Below are 19893 nucleotides of genomic sequence, written 5' to 3'. Positions count from 1 at the left end.
TTTTCTCTGTCCTGGCTCTCCGCTGCTTACTCTTTTAGGGCGCCAATCATAACGCCTTTGACAAAATACTTCTGCAAAAACGGATAGATCAACAGAATAGGCACTGTTGCGATGATGATGGTTGCAAATTTGATGGATTCACTGATGCGGAACACCTCATCCTGTGTAACTCCGGCCAGCATATTCTGCGCGGAGGATTGAATCAGAATTTCCCTCAGAATCAGCTGCAGCGGAAATAAATTGCGGTCCTGCAAATAGATCATTGCCGAGAACCAGCTGTTCCAGTGCCCCACCGCATAGAACAGGGTCATAACCGCCAGTACTGGCATGGATAACGGCAGCACAATCCGCAGCAGGATACGGAAGTCATGGGCGCCGTCGATTTTGGCGGATTCAATAAGGCTATCAGGTATGGACTGGAAGAAGGTCCGCATCACGATCAGATTAAAAGCACTAACCGCGCCCGGCAGAAGCAGCGCCCACCTTGTATCGTACAGCCCAAGCTCACGCACATTGAGGTAAGCCGGAATCAGACCGCCGCTGAAGAACATCGTGAACACAATAAAAGCCATAATCAGGCTGCGCCCTTCCAGATTTCTCCGGGATAACGGATAGGCGCCAAGCGTAGTCAGAACCAGGTTAATAAAAGTGCCTGCGATTACATAAATGAACGTGTTCCCGTAAGCCGTCCAGATCCGCTGATCCTCAAAAACCAGCTTGTAAGCACCCACATTGAAGCCTTTCGGCCAGAAGCTTATCTCACCAGCGGCGATGGCATGCGCATCACTGAACGAGGACACCAGCACATACCACATCGGGTACAGGAACAGGAAGGAACAAAAGATCAGAAACAGCACGTTGCAGCTGTCGAATATAATTTCCGGAATGCTGCGTTTGATGACCACTGTCTTCCCTCCTAAAAGTTTTGTTAGATTGACTTCACTGATTCTGCTTCGTACAAAACTCGCTTCGAAAGCGTACGCTTAAGTTTTATGGAGCATAGCCCCCTTACCACAAACTGTTTTCGGTAGTCTTCCGGCTGATCCGGTTCGCCAGCACCAGCAGCGCAAAATTGATGGCGGAGTTGAACAGGCCTACCGCCGCTGAGAAGCTGTAGTCGGCTTCCATGACACCGCGTCTGTAGACAAAGGTAGAGATGACGTCCGCCGTGACATAAGTCCCCGGATTATACAGCAATATAATTTTGTCCCAGCCCACATTCAGCAGGGTCCCGACATTCAAAATTAAAAGGATTAGCACTGTGGGCAGAATCCCCGGCAGTGTAATATGCGTAAGCTGCTTCCAGCGTCCCGCTCCATCAACTACCGCAGCCTCATAAAGGCTCGGGTTAATACCGGACAATGCAGCCAGATAAATAATGGAATTCCATCCCAGGCTCTGCCACATGCCTGAACCCACATAAATGGTGCGGAACCATTCCGGCAGAATTAGAAACTGAATCGGCTCCGAGATGATTCCTATGCCCAGCAGCAGGCTGTTGATAATGCCTCCGGGCTTAGTGAAATCAATAATCATACCGCAGATGACGATCAGCGAAATGAAATGCGGCAGATAAGACACCGTCTGCAGAAAGGACTTCAGCTTTTTGAGCCGCAGCTCATTAAGCAAAAGCGCGAAAGCCAGTGAAGCCGGAAAAATAAACAGCAGCGAATAAAAGCTCATGAGAAAGGTGTTCTTCAGCAATCGGAAGAAATAATAGCTTTCGAAAAACTTCTCGAAATTTTTGAAGCCCACCCAAGGGCTGCCGGCAACCCCTGCAAAAGGATTGAAATCTTTGAAGGCAATAATCGCCCCGTACATCGGTTTGTATTCGAAAATAAGAAAATACAGCACAGTGGGCAGCAGCATGAGATAGAGATAACGGTTGGACATGATAGGCTTCAGCGAAACGGAGCTCCGTTTCGTCCGAAGTTTCCTGCTGTTGGCTTTGGCTGCATTTAAAGGTACTGCCATAGGGGTCTCCTTTCCCGGACACAGGCGATGGGACTAGCTGTCCAGCGGCAGGCGGCTGCCGGAACCGCTGCATCCCGCCTGTCCAAGACAATCCTGCTCCGCTTATTTTCCTTTAAACCGCTCATACGCAGCCTGGTATTGCTTCAGCACCTCGCCAATACCCATTTGCTCCAGCTGCTTCATAACTTTGTCATAATCATCGAAGCTCTGGCGTCCCATAATCTGGGCATTAATTGTTTCCGCCACATAGGTCTGAATGTCAGCCATGAGAGGGACTACAATTTCATTTTCTTCAGCCGTGAATTGAACAGGCGGCAGCTTTGCGTCAAAATCAATATAATCCTTGTAAATCTCCAGCGGATTCTCCGTTTGTCCGTTCGCTTTACGGATCTGCTCAGCGTAACGCGTATCGGCAACTGTAGCCCAGCTTCCGCCGCCGATGGTATGGTTCAGCAATTCCTGTGTATTGGTCAGCCCATTCGTTGGATGCGTAACCTCATCCTTGTAGACAGGCTCTCCGTTCACCAGATCATAAGACTTGCCCTCCACTCCAAAATTGTTCAGCAGAATCCCTTCTTCGGAATACTGGTAGTCCAGCCATTTCATCACTTCTTCGGGATGCGCTGTTTTCGAGGATACAGCAAGTCCATGGGCTGCAGCCTGCCAGCGGAAGGAGACATGGCGCTGGTCGCCATTTGGTCCCTTTGGTGGAATTGCCGCCGCGATCTTGAAGGTGTCATGTTTGCCTTCCATCAGCGTTGTGAAGTTCCCCATGTAGGAGCCTGACCAGCCGAACCAGGCACCAGCCACATCCGTGGTCACCTTCTCCGTCAGTGTCTGGAACGTCGTGTCCACCAGATAGTTCGGGTCCAGCAGCTGTTCTTTATATAGACGGTTCAGATAGGCAACAACATCTTTGAACCTCGGATCGTTAGGTCCGTATTTCACCTCGCCGTTATCCACGAAGAACCCATATTCGACGCCAAAAGCCGGCGCGAACAGCATCATAATATTCTCCAGATTGACGGTGACGAGCGGAATTTCATCTTTTTTTCCGTTGCCGTTGGGGTCCTGCTCCCTAAAGGCTTTAAGCATGTTATACCAGTCTTCTGTGGTTTGCGGCATGGTGAGACCCAGCTTCTCCACCCAGTCACTGCGGACCTGCGGGAACATTTGAGTCAAATCCTGGGAATCGAGCACGAGGTTTGGGAGATAGTAGATATGCCCTTCAGGCGAGGTAATTTGCCCCCGGATATCCGGGTGGCTGTCGAGGATCTTTTTAAAATTGGGGGCATACTGGTCAATCAGATCCTCCAAGGGAAGGAGCGCCCCCTGAGCACCGTATTTGCCGGAGTCCGTACCCCACAGATCATTGTAGATAATATCCGGGAGTTTACCGGAGGACATCAGCAGGCTGAATGCTTCTGCACTGGCTTCAGTACTGTGCTGAAAGTTGATATGAATGTTGGTGTTCTCTTCCATTTGCTGAAAGGACAATTTCTCATTAAAATTGGTTCCCCGGAAGTTGCCCCCGCTTGGAGACCATAGGGAAAGTTCCAGCTTGTCTGCCACAATCGGCACTTGCAGACCGCCTGCGGAGCGGCTTCCCTCTACAGGAGCCGACGTTGAACTCTGAGCTCCCGGAGAGGCCGATGGTTCAGCTGTGCTGCCGGCATTATTGTTTGATCCGCCACAGGCCGACACCAGTGCAGCCAGCAGCGTCATTACTGGCAATAACAGCGCTAGCTTCCTTTTAGCAACATTCATAATTCAACCCCCTATTAATAAGTAAAAGTAAGATAGTTCCTATGATATATTTACTAACACACCATAAGGGAATCAACAGTACATCAAAAGGGTTCAGAAAGAAAACTTATCCTCGCATTCAGTCTTGAATTTGTCCACCAGCCTTTCAATTTTTCACGTATTTGTGCCAATTTTCTCATTCCTGACTTCTTTTTGATTCACAACTCAGATATTCAGATTCTAATACTTCTTATTCTGATATATATCTGATGTATTTATTATATTTTCACCCACTGTTGAAGTCAATCAAATTTTGAATATTCTTCAGCATTTATGTAATTATACATTACATAGTTCTTTCATAATCGAATCTCACAATTTCAATATTGTGAAAAATCTAACATGTTCTGATATGTTGCCAAGTGTATATTTATTTGTCCATTCCCGCAGTCCCAAAAATAACCGCAAAAAAAGCGTAACAACGGCCGCATTCTGCCTTCGTTACGCTTGATCTCGACTCATTACTTGGATGCACTCATATCAGTGCCTTCGTGGCCCCATCGGCCTTCACTTTATTTTCTTCGGCGATGAGCCGGCCCATTTCCTCGTACAAAGCCGTTTCATCCATCATTTTCGACCAATAGGCATTCAACAGCTTGCGGAAGCTTTGCAATACGGCAATGGGAAGGCCCAGGTCTCTGAGGTATGAAAATGTCGGGAACAACTCTCTGTACATCAGATATCTTGATGGACGGTTCAAATGATCCTCCATACTCATTTCAGCAATCCGTTTACGGGCCGGGATACTGACCGAACGTTCCCGAATGATCCGCTGCGCCTCCGGCGAAGCCAGGAAGCTGACAAATTGATGTGCACCCTCCTTCTGCCGCGAATTCTCCACAACAGCCGCTCCGATCGTAACAAGCAGTGTTTTTTGCGGGTCCTTTGCTTTGAGCGTAGGCAACGGGGCCAAATCATAATCCAGGGCAAGGTCCTTGAAATCATTCAGATTGTAATAAGTCGTCAATATCATCGACACCTGCTCCTGCACAAACAGCGAAATCGTTTCATCATCATGGTTGCCGGCCAGATATTTAGGGAAAATCTGATGATTATTCACCAGCCTGCTGTATACATTGAGACTGTTCGCCGTCTCGGGGCTCAGCGTTTGATGATGCTCACCGTCCTCCATCGTCCGGATTCCGCTCTGCAAGAGAAAGACGGAATAACGGTTCTCAGAAGCAGGTACAAAATACACGGAGTGGCGCCCGCGTTTCTCCGACAGCTGCCGGGCCGCTTCAATCAGATCATCCCAGGTCCAGTAACTGTCCGGCTCCGGCAGATCCGCCTCGCGGAAATGGGCTTTGTTGTAGCAGAGCACGACCGGTGAGAAGGAAATCGGATAGGCAAAGAGCTGCCCGTTATGCAAAAAAGCTTCGCTTGCGATCGGATACAGTCCCGGATCAGGTTCCAGCGTCTCCAGAAGCCCGGCTGAACCGTTTTCGGCCAGCTCCTGGAACTGCGTGCTGTTCAGCGACAATACATCCAGCATCCCGTTGTTGATCAGCTCCATGGCAGAATTCACATGGTCGAAATTATTCAGCGCGAGCGGCAGCACATGAATCCCGGGATGCAGCCGGTGGAATTCTGCAATGAGATCATCCAGCTTGAAGTCCTTTGTCAAGGAAGAGCTGCAGCCAAAATGAATGCGGATCCTTTCCTTGACCGATTCCATCACCATGCTGCCCACACGGTCTATCTTCACAATCAATCCTTCTTGTACAAGAACATCCAGCCCTCTGCGGACGGATTTGTTGCTTAGCTCAAACTGCTTGGCCAAAGTGCTCTCGGCAGGCAGATACGCTCCAGGCTGCAAAATTCCGCTCAGGATATCAGTCCGAAGCTTGCTTACCATATATTCCAATCGTTCCCGGAAAGACTGCCGGCCTGATTTATTCTTCATGTATTATTCTCCCTATATCACTTAAATTTACATCATGACCCTTCTATTTTGCTTCAACTTTGAAAGGTTGTCAAACGTCTACCCGCCATAATACAGCAAAAAAAGCCTGATTACTCAGGCCTCATCTTTTTTGATGAACGATCTGATCTTTGCATTAGCCAGTTATACCGGCTCTATATGTACCAATACATTAGACACCCGGTGCCGGTCCTTCAGCTGATCTTCGATCTCTTCGGTGATGTCATGACTCTGGACCACATTCAAGTTGGAGTCTACACATACAGTAGTATCCACCAGCACATTATTCCCGTGGATCCGGGCTTTGATATCTTTGATGGATTCTACCCCTTCAATCTCGGCAACCGTCTGTTTCATCAGTTCAAGTTCATCGGCATCGAAGCCGTCAGTAAGGTCATGTGTAGCCTTGCGGAAGATCCCCCATGCCGTCTTGCAGATCAGCAACCCGACAACGATTCCGGTCAGCGGATCGAGCCAGGGCAGACCAAATTGCGAACCGATAATCCCGATAAAAGCTCCAATACTAACGAGCGCATCTGACCGGTTATCTTGCGCAACTGCCAGCATGGCATTGCTGTTCAGCTTGCGGGCCAGCCGAATGTTGTACATATAAACCGCAAACATCACTACAGCGCAGCCCGCTGCCGTCCATGCAGCAATGAGATCCGGTGTTTCGAGTGCGGGCTGAATAAATTTGTTCACACCCTGATACAGAACTTGAAGTCCTACAGCAATCATAATGAAAGAGGCAACCAGCGCAGCCACGGTTTCCGCTCTGAAATGCCCGTAGCTGTGATTGGAGTCCGGCGGCCTTCTGGAAATCTTGAGTCCGGCCAAAATTGCCAGCGAGGCAATAATATCCGTGCTGTTATTGAGGCCGTCGGCCAGCAGTGCCTGAGAACCCGAGGCTGTGCCTATCAATAGTTTGACCCCTGACAGCAGGATGTAAGCAAACAGACTCAGCCAGGCGCCTTTTTCACTTTGTTTGATGTCACTGTAGTTTTCCAAGCAAAGAACCTCCAAAGAATAGTATCGTTCTATACTACACTCAGACTAGCGGGTGGGTCTAGAGAAACAGTGTTGCCGGTCCGCGCAAGTGTTAACCCCGCCAAATAGAGTTGGAATACATGAATTGTTTTGCCGCCCGCAACATAGTTTGCCCTTATTCAACTTTAGCTTTGGCGAACAGACAAAACCCCTCCAGGCCGGGGTTTCCGGTCTGGAGGGGCGTATCATTCAATAAACTGAACTTACTTATTCAGCCGGAGCGGTGAAAGTGCGTCCCGCAAATTCAGCATCCAGCATGTAGAAAGCATTGCTGTCGGTTTCAATCCGCTTCAGCTTGGCGATAATATTGCTGAACAATGCCTCTTCTTCCACCTGTTCATCAATGAACCATTTCAAGAAATAGATTGTCGCATGCTCCCGTTCATCGAGCGCCAGGTCAGCCAAATGATAGAATCTGGTCGTATTCTGCTGTTCATGGGCGAACGCATGTTCAAAGGCGTCCAGCATGGAGGTATACTCGTTTTTGGGCTCCGGGAGTGCGGCCAGGGTCGCGCGGAAATCGCGGTCATTCAGGAATTTATAGATTTTCATTGCGTGGAAGCGTTCTTCTTCCGCCTGGATCAAGAAAAAATTAGCGAAACCGTCGAGACTTTCACCGGAGCAGTATGCGGCCATTGCCAGGTATACGTGAGCCGAATAAAACTCAAAGTTCATCTGTTCATTCAGAGCATTCACTAATCCATCTTTCATTAAACAATCCCCTTATCCTTCAAATTTTAATTATTATGTAGATATCTCTTCTTATCTTATCACTGCAACTGGTAGTCAGCAAGTCCAACGGCGCTAACCACTATAATGGTATTGTAAGGTTGAGGAATGGACATGACACAACAAATTTTGATACCCGGACATGATATTATAGATCAAAAAAGAAAGGAAGAGGGCTCCTATGTCTTGGATAACACCTCTACAGAAAACGAAATATAGCATACTCAGTATAACGGCGCTTATCCTGCTCCTGCTGCTTGTAACGGGATGTAACAGCAATGCTGCCGCACCATCCAGGACCGCCCCTCCCGCCTCTTCCCCGTCCACAGGGGTTGCACCGGAGCAGCCGGTTCCCCCCTCCTTTTCCCCGGAGGCCTTCCAGCCTCCGGTTGCTGAGTCAAGTCCGGCCCCCTCCCAGGAGGCTGACGCGCTGACCAGGAAAATTGCCGGAATGACACTGGAAGAAAAAATAGGGCAAATGCTGCTGGCCGGGATTGACGGCACCACACTGGAGCCTGAAGCAAAAAGGATGATCACTGAAGACAAAGTCGGTGGAATCATCTTGTATGCGGACAACATCAGGGATCTGAAGGGTATGGTCAATCTAACTAATGCGCTGAAAAAGAGCAACACAACGAATCCGGCCCCGCTATTCATGAGTGTCGACCAGGAAGGCGGCAAGGTGAGCCGGATGCCTAAGGAATATGCCTCCATCCCCGCCAACGGCAAGGTGGGCAGTGTCAATGATGCAGACGCAGCCGGGACGATGGGCAAGCTGCTGGCCCGGGAAGTGCTGGCAGCCGGATTCAATATGAATTTTGCGCCTGTCCTCGACATCAACAGCAATCCGGGCAACCCTGTCATCGGCGACCGTTCATTCGGCAGCTACGCCAGTATAGTGAGCAAGCTTGGGATTGCCGAAATGAAGGGCATAGAGAGCGGAGGCGTTGTGCCGGTGGTCAAGCATTTCCCCGGACACGGTGATACTTCGGTCGATTCTCACCTGGAGCTCCCGGTAGTGAATAAGACCGCTTCCCAGCTCGCCAAGCTGGAATGGCTCCCTTTCCAGGCCGCCATCAAGGAGCAAGCAGATGCAGTAATGGTGGCGCATATTTTATTCCCCAAGATTGATCCCGACAACCCGGCGTCGTTGTCCCGGATTATCATTGGAGACCAGCTTCGCGGTGATATGGGATACCAGGGCGTTGTGATTACGGACGATCTGACCATGGGGGCCATTATGAAACATTTTGATCTTGGCACTGCAGCAGTAGAGTCCGTTAATGCAGGCAGCGACATCCTGCTCATCGCTCATGGATATGAGAATGAACAGCTGGCCCGGAAGGCATTGCTGCAAAGCGTTCGCGGGGGGACACTAGACGAGTCGCGGATCAACGAAAGTGTCTACCGTATTTTGGCTCTGAAGCAGAAATACAGGTTGACTGACAAACCGGTTCCCGTCCCTGATCTCACTGAACTTAACAAAGAAATAAAAATGTGGCGCAATAACATATCTAAATAACAAGAAAAGAAGTAATCCGCCCACTCACGTGGAACGATTACTTCTTTTCGATATGAATAAGGCTTATGTCCCGCGTCTCCCCGAAATATCTGCTTCTATTGAAGCACTACGGTGTCACCGGGTTTTATCCCGGATAGTATCTCTACCTTGTCCGTCGTTTCCAATCCGGTTTTAACTTGTACCTTTTCTGTTTGTCCATTGCCTTTGTCAAGCATGACGTAAGAGAGATCTCCTTCATGAATAATAGCAATGTTGGATACCGCAGTGACGTTATCTTTGCGCAAGGTTTCAATCTCGCCAGTCAAGCTGAGGCCGCCAATTAGAAGCTCATTCGGCTCAAGTGAAATGACCACTTCAAACTGTGGCACCTGGGTGGTCGTTGTATCCTTGGCCGCTACAGTCGTGGCAAATTTGGATACCTTTTTCACTACTCCGGTCAGCTTCACATCCTTGGAAGCTGTCATTTTGACCTTTACCTTCATTCCCGGCTTGATGTTGAAGACATCCTGTTCACCCACCAGAGCGATAAATTGCAATTTGCTGAGGTCCACGATTTTGCCGAGGTACTGGTTGTCGGTTACCATACGTGGAATTTCACTGGCATTGTCGAACAGGAAAATCCCTGATGAAGGGGCACGATAGCTCGCTGACTGAATCTTCTTTTTCTTGTCCGCAATTTCCCGTGCTTGAATCTCCGCATTTACCTGGTTTAAGTCATCGCCGATTCTTGAAGTCTCTTGTGTGGCCAGCGCTTTTAATCGTTCGGCTTCAGTAGCGCCAACAGCCGCAGTTTCCTCAGTTTGTTGGCTGACGAAGGCATTCAGCTCAGCTTCCAATTTAGCCTTGCGGATCGTCGCTTCCTGGGTGGCAATTTCATTCTTGAGTGTTTCCGTGTCCAGCGTATACATCACTGCGCCCTTTTTCACTTGTCCGCCGTTTTCTACTTTCCAATCCGTTACTTTGGAAGCAAATGGAGCATAGACCAGGGTTTCATGCTCATACTTTGACGTGCCTTTAATCTGGATAGATTTTGTCATCGATTCTTTGGTTACCGGGAAAGAGATGACCTGTGCCGGCTCTACTGGCTGAAGCTGTTCTTTGGGTTTACTCATTTTGTCATAGATAAAATAACCGGCGACCGCCAGTATCGCCACTATGATAATCCACTTTATAATCCTCTTCATTCCTGTGACTTCCTTTCAGCTTAAAAATGGCTAATCCCGTTTGATCGCAGTGAGCGCATTGGTTCTTGCTGCACTGATTGCCGGATATATCCCTGACAACACCCCAGTGATTACTGCAAAAACAATACCAAGGGGAATGGTGTTCAGCGGAATTGAAACGACAAGACTCTCGCCAGTACCCATGGTCATTTGTCCAGAGCTGCTGACGAGCTTGTTAATGCCCTCCACAATCAGATATGAAAAACCAATCCCGAGCACTCCTCCCATAAAGCCCAGCAAAGCAGCCTCCATGATGAACATAATGCGGATCTGCCTCATGTTGGAGCCCAGCACCTTCATAATCCCGATCTGCCGCCGCCGCTGGTGCGTAGACATAGTCATAGCAACGATGATGGAGATGGAAGCAATAATCAGGATAAATCCGCCCACACCTAAAGCTACCATTTTGAACATGGCAAATTGGGACTTGAGCTGTTCCAGTTGAAATAGGTTGTTGCTCGTGTTCAGAGTCAGCTTCTTAATCAGTGTCTCTACTTGCGGTAAATTATCCTGGCTATCTACCCGAATGAGCGCTTGATTGTAGGTTTGACCCATTTCGGGTTTTTCCGGCTTAATGTTGAATTCATCCTTCAGCCTGTCATAAGTCTCTTGGGAGACATAAATCTTCTTATCATACATGGCTTGATCAGCGCTCATGCCATCCGCCTTTTTCAATATGCCTGCCACTTGAAGCTGGGAGCTGAGGTAGGATTTCACGCCACCGGTTGAAGTTTCGTAGTCACTATGTCTAAATTGAACCTGCTGTCTGTACAAATTTGAAGGCATTCTGGACAGTTCATCATATTGCCGCATTACTTCAGGGTCATAGGAATTGCTGCTCAAACTCTCCATCAGCTTCTTTTGGGTTTCTATATCCATAAGCCCAATCGTGGCGCCGTAGTTAAGCACTATGCTGCCTATTTGTTTGCTGGGCACACCCTGCTGAAAAGAAAAATCATATTTGGTCAGCAGGCTGAGGTCAGTCACCACTAAGTTGAAGTTGGATATTTTGTTGTCAGCGGTTAAGAGTTCAAAGTATCCTGCATCTTGAAATGGGGCGGCAGCCGTGACATGCTTGAGTCCCCTGATAATATCCAGCTTCTGTTCAGTCAGCTTTCCGACATTCGAATTGGCCCCTGTTTTGGTCGCGGTTGGGCCGCCGCCTTGCGATACCCCTTCATTCGGCATCACGGTAATTTCATCCATTTTAAACTGGGCCGTGACCTCACGGCTGACATAGCTCTGTACAGAGTCGCCAAGACTCAAGGCAACGACGATAGCCGAACAGCCGATAGAGAGCCCCAGCATACACAGACCCGTTACAACCTTTCTCCGTTTAATCTGGCCCCATGCCAAACGGGTCACATCAAGAATTCTCACTGTCAGGGACCTCCTCTGCAGGTTCTGATTCAGCGGAACCGTGTTTTTCAGTAATCATGTGACCATCACGAAGCGTAAAGACTCGCTGCATATGCTCCGCCACCTCAGGCTCATGGGTGACAACAATGAACGTGGTTTTCATTTTTTTGTTCAAGTCAATTAATATTCGAATAATTTCTTCTTCTGTTGTTGTATCCAAATTACCCGTAGGTTCATCCGCAAAGATAATCGACGGCTCCGTAATCAGCGAACGGGCAATACTGACCCGCTGCTGCTGGCCCCCGGACAGCTGAGAGGGAAACATTTCAGATTTGTCCGGGATACCCACCGCCTCCAGCAAAGCAAGCGATTTTTTCTTGCGGACCGATGGTGAGACTGATTGGAAGACAAGGGGCAGCTCCACGTTCTCGCGTACCGTCAGGCTGGTGATCAGCTCATAAGCCTGAAAGATAAACCCGATATTTTTACGCCGGAATACCGCCAGCTTGTTCTCCCCCATCTTGACAATATCCTGGTCGGCAATATAAATATGACCTTCCGTCGGCTTCATCAGGCCCGCCATCAAATTCAGCATCGTGGATTTGCCGGAGCCCGAGCTGCCCAGCAGAGCGACCATATCGCCCTGCTTCACCTCGAAACTGATGTTATGAAGCACCGGTGTCACCTCACCGCCGCTTTTAAACGTATGTGATATATTCTCCACTCGCAACATAAGCTGCTCCTTTTTATACTTTGATATCATTGCTTAGCCATTAATCACTGGTTGATGCTCTATCAATCTTCAAGGTATAGGCCTGGTTAGCCAGCTCGATCCGCTCGCCCTGGAATTCATCATACAGTTTGATGGAATATGTTCCGCCGGCCAGCTTTTTGTACGCCTCGCTGCTGAAGGACACGGAATACCTGTTGTTGTCCCCTTCCGTCAGATCGGTTCCGAGCGTAAGGCTTTTCTCTTGCGTCTGTCCGTAAGGATCGGTCATCTTGAGCACAAGCTTGTGATCGAAAGAACCGACATCGTAGCTGATATCACGCAGCAGGCTGTAATTCATGGTGATATTGATGGTATCGCTGCCGCGCGCATTGCGGCCTTCAGAGTTAAGAACGGATAAGGTATAAGGATACAGCGTAACCTTGGACAAATTGTTAACCGGTGTAATGTACTGCGGACTAAGCTCCAGTGCCGAGACATTGATGAAGCCTGTGGATTCCTGTCCAGACTCTGTATACTTGTTCCCGTTGATGCCAGGTCCCATGTAGAGTGTAATGTCTGAGGCATCCACTGATTTCGGGAGCTTCGCCCAGAATGTAACCAGCTGCTTGCCGCCAGGTGTCGCCGCCACATCCGGCTGTACTGGAGTGGTCTCATACAGCTGACCGTCTGAGGTTTTAAAATAGGCCTGAAGACGGGCCATTTTGCTTTGTCTTTTCTCTTCGCTGCTCAAGAACATTTCAGTATAGACGATATTGGAGTTAATCCCTTGGTAGATGACTGTTTTGTTCTCCTGCACTTTCGCATTTTTACCTTTTCCGACAATGGTATAGCTGCCGCCTCTGTCAACCTTGTACACGGCATCTGTTACACTGCTCGTGTTCAACGATAGGAACGGCACATTTTCTTCTTTCACCACGGAGTACAGATTGACCCGTGTCGATTTGAAATCCGTAGTATAAGGAATTTTGCTGAACACGTATACTTCCGCACTTTTCCCTGGAGCAATGGAAGAAGCTTCTTTCTCCATGAACAGGTCTGTAGATGCTGACAAGTCGTTGTTGTCCAATTTTAGCGCACCTTTAAGGTCAGGCAAGGTAAGGTTCACCGATTGCGTATTAGTGATATTCAGCTTGGCAATCAGAATGTCGTCATCTTTCCATGGAAAACGCTGGAGAGACAGCAAGCTATAGTCGAAAGTTCCATATTGATTGGTGATCCGGTAATTCATATCTTTTTGCGTGTCCGCACGGAGTGTATAAGGAACGGCGAAATAAGCGACAGGGATTAACAGCTTAGCCGTAGCACTTGGAGTGACTGCTGTACTTGGAGAGTTGGAACCTCCGGTTCCTGCGGCCCCGCCAGTTCCAGATCCCTCAGGTGTTGTTCCTGAAGTCCCCGGTGTTCCTTGTGTTGCAGTACCGGGTGTATTGCCGCTGCTGTTCCCGCTGACCGATTCAATCATTTGCAGCTTCAGGGAGTTCTGTTCCACCTCAAGCGGAATCTGAGCGGTAAGCTGGACCACTTTTTCCTCCATGGGTTTCAAGCTTACTCCGCTCACACCATTGGAGCTGATCGGGAAAGTTGTGCCTTTAGCAGTTCTAACGGAAAGGTCATAGGAAGGCAGAACAACTGCTTGTTTGCCGGCATTTTTAAGCCGGAACTGGAAAGTCCATATCCCTGAGGCATCTTCCCCATAGACATTTGCGCCAGTCAACTGCAATTCGATGGTATTGCTGTTAACGCCGATTTTTTTGATAGCGCCTTTACCAACATTCAGATCGGGGGTCACAGCCGCAGGAAGCTTGTACGAAAATTTGGGGAGTTCAAACTTAAGCGTCTCATCCCTCTGGACATATTGCACCTTCATGTTGTCGGTCTTCAGGTACGGAGGAATCTCAGTCACGTAATAGATGGTTTTCTTCTCTAATGGCTGAATTTTATATCCAGCCAGCGAATTGTCGAGCGCCAGCTCGAATGCGGTTCCTCCTGCAGACATCAGGTATGCGGTATAGCCGGGGTCCGTAAGCACCTTATTCCCCTCATTGCTGAAGTTGATGCCAACCTTTGCGAATACCTTGCCGCCATACTTGTAGATCTGTAGGGATTCAGAGGCTGCGGAGACAGGAATATTATTCATGGTGACGTTCTGTCTTTGGCCGCTCCCTACACTCGGAGAATAATTAGCCGGAAGACTGAGGGCACCGGCATGTCGCAGGTAACCTTTGCTTTTGGGGTCCCATACATACATTGTAACTTTAAGGCCTTTCAGCGAATTGATTTTGCCAATGTTGACGTAGTAGGTCACCCGTTCGGTTTGTTTGGAACCTACTTTGTTCTTAGCTGCGTCGGCGGTCACCGGGTTGCCTGGAATAACGGAGCCTCCGGAAGTAACCACTCTCGAAAAATAATGGTTCAGACTTGCGTTGCTGCCGCCTGTGTTGGAATAGTTCAGCGTGTAGGTCAAAATATTCCCGCCAGACTGAGACCAGATATTAACATCCTCTAACGTAGCTTTGACACCCGCCTCCAGTGGGATGGACCCCAGATTCTTAGGCGCAGCGCTGGCAGTAAGTGCTGCAGACACCTTCGAACCGGCGTTGTTTGCTGCTGCCGGAGCGGCAGAGGCGGGATAAACAGACATTTGACCAATAACAAAAGTACTTAATAACAATGCGATATATGTAGTTCTATGCTTTCTCATTAATTTCCTCCCATGAAGATTTACTAGGATTATTATAGTGGTTGAAGGTGAGGTAATTGTATCCAATTTGTAACTATTGATTGCAATTTGTAACCTTCTGAAGAAAATTGTAACATTCTGTTAATTCGCGGTTGTTCCAAAAGCAAGCCTATACTGGTTTGGAGGCATTCCCTCAAACTGTCTGAATACTTTAATGAAATAGCTCGACTGGGCAAATCCGGCCTGCTGCGCGATTTCCGCAACGGAGAACCCGGTAGATACGAGCAGCAGCTTCGCTCTGGCCAGACGGCAATCTGTCAAATAGCGGTTGGGGGTCTTGCCCATTATCGTACGGAACAGACGCAAAAAATGATAGCTGCTGTAACCCGACAGCCGGGCCATCGTTTCCAGAGTCCAGGCTCCGGCACACTCCCTGTGGATGATATTTGCCGCGTTGCGGATGGAGTGCCTGACCTCCTGGGAGACAGCGCCGTGCTGCGGCTCGGAATTTTGCAGCAAGGTGATCAGGATTTCATACAACAGCGCTGACAGGCGCGGTTCATAACGGGTCTCGTAGGACGTGCCGAGCCGGTACATCTCCTCAAATAAACTTTCGAGCCCCGCTTCCGGATCAAAGGAGAAAAAATAACCCCTCGACTGGTCAGCCTCCTCAAGCAACGGCAGCGGCAGACCGGTTCCAAAGTGCACCCACCGTACATCCCAGGGCTGGCTCAGATCGGAGCCGTACTGCTGGTAAGCTCCTCTGGGGAAAAGAAATCCTTTGCCTCTCCCCATCGAAATCCGTTCCCCTTCATGAAACACATAACCTTCCCCGGCAAAAATCAAATGGAGATTATAGCTGTTCAGCAGTCCCTCCGATCTTCTCTCCGCATGCTGCGGGAAGTTGCTGTAGTGGCCCAGAAATTCCGGATAACAAACATATTTGGTGTAGGCTGGTGTTGGCAGATAACATTGCTTATTCATTAGACGAGCAACTCCCCTATTTGCTATGCAACATCTAGCAATATCGTTATATCAAAGCAATATTTTGTTATATATTGTTCATTTCACTTGATAATACAATAGATATGTCATCGGAATAAAGCATATTTTTAATAATATCAGTGAGCCTACACCTCCTGATATGGCCGTTTTTGCCGGAAAGCACCCCACCCAAAAGCGGCTCCATTCGCGGGGACACTTCTATCGATGTGCGCCCTATCCTTTGGAGGTTATGATGAGAAACCACGTCGCAAATGAACAGTTTGAGCTTGGCGTATGTTACTACCCCGAACACTGGCCCGAGGAAATGTGGGCCGGCGATTACCGGCGGATGGTTGAAACCGGATTCACCATTGTCCGGATGGCTGAATTCGCCTGGTCTATCTTTGAGCCTGAGGAAGGTAACTTTCAATTCGAATTGTTCGACAAGGCCATTGATCTGGCCCACAGCTATGGACTTAAGGTAATTCTGGGCACACCGACCGCCACACCTCCTGCTTGGCTTACTAACCGTTATCCGGAAGTCCTGAATGTTACGGATGAGGGAGTGACCCTGCAGCATGGCATGCGCCGCCATTATAATTACAGCAGCCCCAAGTACCGGGAGCTCTGTGCCGGAATCACCAGACAGCTTGCACAGCATTATGCCAATCATCCGGGTGTAGTCGGCTGGCAAATTGACAACGAGCTGAATTGCGAAATCAATGTGTTCTACTCGGAGAGCGATCACCAGGCCTTCCGGGAGTGGGTTCAGGCTAAATACGAAACGCTGGATCAACTGAATGACGCTTGGGGGACTGTCTTCTGGAACCAGACCTATACCAGCTGGTCACAAATCTTTCTGCCGCGTCCCACCCCTACATCCAAACAGCCCAACCCGCACCAGGCGCTGGATGAGAAGCGGTTTATTTCGGACAATACGATTTCTTTTGCCAAAATCCAGGCAGATATCCTCCGTGAACTGGCCCCCTCCCAATGGGTAACCACCAATGGCTTGTTCGGCCATCTGGACAGCCATGAGTTAAATGAGAAGCTCCTTGATTTCTTCAGCTATGACTCCTATCCGCAGTTCGCAAGCATTCATACGGACCCGGAAGAAGCAGAGCCGCTGCGGGACCGGAGCTGGAGTCTCTCGCTGTCAGCAGTCCGTTCGATCAGCCCGAACTTCTGCATTATGGAACAGCAGTCCGGACCCGGCGGCTGGGTCAACCGTATGAATATGCCTTCACCCAAACCAGGCAAAATGCGGCTCTGGACCTATCAGTCTATCGCCCATGGAGCGGACAAGCTGCTCTACTTCCGCTGGCGGACGGCAACGATGGGCCATGAGATTTACTGGCACGGCCTGAATGATTATCACAACCAGCCGAACCGCAGAGTACGGGAAGCCGCACAGATTGGACGGGAACTAGCTGAAGCAGGCAAGCATATTGTTGGTACCCGCAATCAGGCGGACGTTGCCATTCTGCGCGATTACGACAATGAATGGGACGGTGAATATGATGTCTGGCATGGACCGTTCATGTGGCAGAGCAACAAGGAATGGTTCAAGGCGCTGCAAAAGCGGCATATTCCGAATGATGTCCTTTACATGCGCAGCAAGACCACGCTCAAAGACCTCATTCCGTATCAGGTGCTGATCTACCCGCATCCGGCGATTATGAGCGATGAAACTGCGAGGCTGCTTGATCAATATGTGCAGCAAGGCGGAACGCTTATTTTTGGCTGCCGGACCGGATACAAGGATACCCGCGGACAATGCTATATGCGGCTTTTTCCCGGCGCAGCCAAGGATCTGTGCGGAATCACCGTAGAAGAATTCACTATGGTCCAAGGAACCCGCCTGCCGACTTCTATCTGCTGGGGAAATGACCCTGAGGCACTTACGGGTGCGGATGCTTTTAACGATATTCTTCATGTGGAAGAGGACACAGTAGAGGTCATGGGCACCTATGCATCTGATTATTATGCCGGCAAACCTGCGGTTACCCGAAACCGGCGGGGCAAAGGTGAAGTTTGGTACTACGGAGCTGTATTTAATGCAGAAGCGGCGCAGAAAATCATAGACAGCCTAAACCTTAGCTCTCCTGCCGCAGAGTGGCTGGAGCTGCCTCCGGAAGTGGAACTGCAAATCCGCAACAATGATAAGTCCGGTTATGCATTCCTGTTGAACTACAGCGAAGAGGCCGTAACGATCACGCTCAAAGAGGAGAAGACTGATCTGCTGACAGGTGAAACCCTCTCCGGCTCGTGTAAGCTGGAAGGTTTTGGAGTCCGGGTGCTCTATTAAATGCACGGAGACAGGCCATCTTTAATTTTAAAAGCATAAAAGTCAACAGAGCAGCATTCCTCGTGGTATTGGAGGAGTGCTGCTCGCTTTAGCAGATTGTGGGCAAGTAAAAGCCAACCGGCCTCTAGCGTCACTTTTTCCATCCGCTGAAGCAGAAAGCGCCGGAAGCCCCGGTTATTTTCAGTTGTTATAGCCCTCTTCACTCTGCAATCGTTCCCGTGCCTGGTTCTAGGGGTTATTTGGTCGGATAAGGCCCCATCTGTTTGTCGGAGAAATCAAACGGCGAATCGATATCCTTCAGCCACATATTGCCTTTAATAATCAGGAGATAAACGGCGATCACAAAATACACGGATCCGATAATCCAGTCCGTCGTGCTTGCCAGATGGTGCGTTACGATATAGTACAGATACCATCCTCCGATCGGAAAATGGAAAACCAGCACAGCGAACAGGCCGGGATTATACCAAGTTTTGGCTTTGATATTGGCGAAGATGCCATGCCAGATAAACTGGAAAAAGCCCATAAAGATTGGAGCCAGCGCCAGCCAAATTATGTCCGGGAAGAAGACCGGAAGGAGATAAAAGACATAGGCGATGATCAGATTAATGATCATTGCCGATTGCGGGTTCAGCGGATAATGCTTCGGCTGTTCACTCTTAAATATAACGATATTGAACAAACCGCCAAAATAACCGGGCCAGCGGTATTCTTCAAACTGATGCACCAGGATCGCGATGAAGCTGAACCATAAAATCATACTCAGTTCAGACATGGAACGATGATTCAATACGATTCCGATTCCTGTCGCCGCCGCGACCAGCATCCCCAGATCAGGCCAGTATTTGCGCAAAATATTCATGATTCATCTCTCCTCCGCAATTAGTGGTTGAATAAGTAACGCTCCAGCAGCAGGTCAATCTGACGCTCGGCTGGCTTCATTTCGACGCCAGCTCCGGCTTCAAGAGCCGGCCTCATCAGTGCAGGCATGAACACGGCTCCAAAGATTTGCATCACCATCATCATTAAAAGTTCTTGATCCTGTTCATTCGTCAGCTCCTTGAGCAGATTCTTGACTTTATCGAATCCGATGCTCCGCATAAACTCCCCGTACTCCTGCTGTGACGCAAATAAGCCGGCGCCCATCATAATAATCCGCGACAACATCTCCGGATACTGCTCCACCCCCCGTACATAGTGCAGCAGAAAAAGCTTCAAGCGCCGTTCCGGCGGCAGAGACAGATCATCCAGTACATCAAAAGAATCCTGAAAACCCGACAACATGATCCGGATCACTTCGCTAATCAGCTTATCCTTAGTGCCGAAGTAATAATTCACCAGCGAAACGTTCGTATTCGAACGTACCGCAATTTTGCGGATCGTGATCTTCTCGAATCCTTCCTGTTTGATCATCTCGAGTGCAGTACGAAGAATGATTTCTTTGGTCTCATTGCTTTTGTCCATATGCCTATTCTCCCTCCCTCTGCTATTTTCAAACAATAATTAAAACAATAATTAAAACATTGTTTTAATTATTGTAACACCCTTTGCCTTCTGAATCAATAAGCGCTTCTTTTAAGGGTGACCAGGATATCCATGTCCAGACG

The 19893-nt window shown here is 49.0% G+C and carries 15 protein-coding genes and 1 pseudogene; 2 read left to right on the top strand and 14 right to left on the bottom strand.

Annotated features, from left to right (window positions below):
- Positions 1 to 26: 26 nt before the first annotated feature.
- The 6 genes from PGRAT_RS14345 to PGRAT_RS14320 all read right to left on the bottom strand — a co-directional run bounded on the left by PGRAT_RS14345 (position 27) and on the right by PGRAT_RS14320 (position 7459).
- Positions 27 to 905 carry a carbohydrate ABC transporter permease gene (locus tag PGRAT_RS14345; protein WP_025704806.1) on the bottom strand — a complete coding sequence of 293 codons (879 nt, stop codon included), beginning with the start codon at positions 903 to 905 and terminating at the stop codon, positions 27 to 29.
- Between the two features lie 103 nt (positions 906 to 1008).
- Positions 1009 to 1974 (bottom strand): ABC transporter permease, encoded by a 966-nt coding sequence (locus tag PGRAT_RS14340; protein ID WP_025704805.1) that lies wholly within the window; start codon positions 1972 to 1974, stop codon positions 1009 to 1011.
- Positions 1975 to 2076: 102 nt separating this feature from the next.
- Positions 2077 to 3741 carry an extracellular solute-binding protein gene (locus PGRAT_RS14335; protein WP_025705376.1) on the bottom strand — a complete coding sequence of 555 codons (1665 nt, stop codon included), beginning with the start codon at positions 3739 to 3741 and terminating at the stop codon, positions 2077 to 2079.
- A 514-nt stretch (positions 3742 to 4255) separates the two neighbouring features.
- Positions 4256 to 5683 carry an extracellular solute-binding protein gene (locus tag PGRAT_RS14330; protein ID WP_025705375.1) on the bottom strand — a complete coding sequence of 476 codons (1428 nt, stop codon included), beginning with the start codon at positions 5681 to 5683 and terminating at the stop codon, positions 4256 to 4258.
- A 162-nt stretch (positions 5684 to 5845) separates the two neighbouring features.
- On the bottom strand, positions 5846 to 6709 hold the full coding sequence (locus PGRAT_RS14325) for a cation diffusion facilitator family transporter (protein ID WP_025705374.1): 864 nt from the start codon (positions 6707 to 6709) through the stop codon (positions 5846 to 5848).
- A gap of 246 nt (positions 6710 to 6955) precedes the next feature.
- Positions 6956 to 7459, bottom strand: a complete 504-nt coding sequence (locus tag PGRAT_RS14320; RefSeq protein WP_025705373.1) for a ferritin — start codon at positions 7457 to 7459, stop codon at positions 6956 to 6958.
- A gap of 199 nt (positions 7460 to 7658) precedes the next feature.
- Here PGRAT_RS14320 and nagZ point away from each other — a divergent pair, with 199 nt between their 5' ends.
- Positions 7659 to 8999: a beta-N-acetylhexosaminidase gene (gene nagZ, locus PGRAT_RS14315; protein WP_025705372.1), complete on the top strand. Its 1341-nt coding sequence runs from the start codon at positions 7659 to 7661 to the stop codon at positions 8997 to 8999.
- A 95-nt stretch (positions 9000 to 9094) separates the two neighbouring features.
- Here the strand turns inward: nagZ and PGRAT_RS14310 are convergent, their stop codons facing one another.
- The 5 genes from PGRAT_RS14310 to PGRAT_RS14290 all read right to left on the bottom strand — a co-directional run bounded on the left by PGRAT_RS14310 (position 9095) and on the right by PGRAT_RS14290 (position 15978).
- Entirely contained in the window at positions 9095 to 10183 is a 1089-nt protein-coding gene (locus PGRAT_RS14310) for an efflux RND transporter periplasmic adaptor subunit (RefSeq protein WP_025705371.1), read from the bottom strand.
- Between the two features lie 30 nt (positions 10184 to 10213).
- Positions 10214 to 11602 carry an ABC transporter permease gene (locus PGRAT_RS14305; RefSeq protein ID WP_025705370.1) on the bottom strand — a complete coding sequence of 463 codons (1389 nt, stop codon included), beginning with the start codon at positions 11600 to 11602 and terminating at the stop codon, positions 10214 to 10216.
- Positions 11589 to 12314 (bottom strand): ABC transporter ATP-binding protein, encoded by a 726-nt coding sequence (locus PGRAT_RS14300; protein WP_025705369.1) that lies wholly within the window; start codon positions 12312 to 12314, stop codon positions 11589 to 11591. The genes PGRAT_RS14305 and PGRAT_RS14300 overlap by 14 nt, the downstream gene beginning before the upstream one ends.
- A 40-nt stretch (positions 12315 to 12354) precedes the next feature.
- Complete coding sequence (locus tag PGRAT_RS31650) at positions 12355 to 15015, bottom strand: hypothetical protein (protein WP_025705368.1); 2661 nt, start codon at positions 15013 to 15015, stop codon at positions 12355 to 12357.
- A gap of 120 nt (positions 15016 to 15135) precedes the next feature.
- The gene (locus PGRAT_RS14290; protein ID WP_025705367.1) at positions 15136 to 15978 is read right to left on the bottom strand and encodes a helix-turn-helix transcriptional regulator; all 843 of its coding nucleotides are present in this window, start codon (positions 15976 to 15978) and stop codon (positions 15136 to 15138) included.
- Between the two features lie 253 nt (positions 15979 to 16231).
- On the opposite strand from PGRAT_RS14290, the gene PGRAT_RS14285 reads away from it, so the two are divergent.
- Positions 16232 to 18286, top strand: coding sequence for a beta-galactosidase (locus tag PGRAT_RS14285; protein WP_042266779.1), 2055 nt, complete (start codon positions 16232 to 16234; stop codon positions 18284 to 18286).
- Here the strand turns inward: PGRAT_RS14285 and PGRAT_RS34900 are convergent.
- From PGRAT_RS34900 to PGRAT_RS14275, 3 genes and pseudogenes are all read right to left on the bottom strand, one after another.
- Positions 18283 to 18468, bottom strand: a pseudogene (locus PGRAT_RS34900) (hypothetical protein); the annotation flags it as partial. The gene PGRAT_RS14285 and the pseudogene PGRAT_RS34900 sit on opposite strands and share 4 nt — an antisense overlap.
- A 53-nt stretch (positions 18469 to 18521) precedes the next feature.
- Positions 18522 to 19148 (bottom strand): HXXEE domain-containing protein, encoded by a 627-nt coding sequence (locus PGRAT_RS14280; protein ID WP_025709541.1) that lies wholly within the window; start codon positions 19146 to 19148, stop codon positions 18522 to 18524.
- A 20-nt stretch (positions 19149 to 19168) separates the two neighbouring features.
- Positions 19169 to 19750, bottom strand: a complete 582-nt coding sequence (locus PGRAT_RS14275) for a TetR/AcrR family transcriptional regulator (RefSeq protein WP_025709539.1) — start codon at positions 19748 to 19750, stop codon at positions 19169 to 19171.
- Between the last annotated feature and the right edge of the window lie 143 nt (positions 19751 to 19893).

The sequence above is a fragment of the Paenibacillus graminis genome (assembly GCF_000758705.1).
GTDB lineage: Bacteria > Bacillota > Bacilli > Paenibacillales > Paenibacillaceae > Paenibacillus_AQ > Paenibacillus_AQ graminis.
Note: the sequence above shows the minus strand (reverse complement) of the source record. Positions and strands in the feature narration are given on the sequence as shown.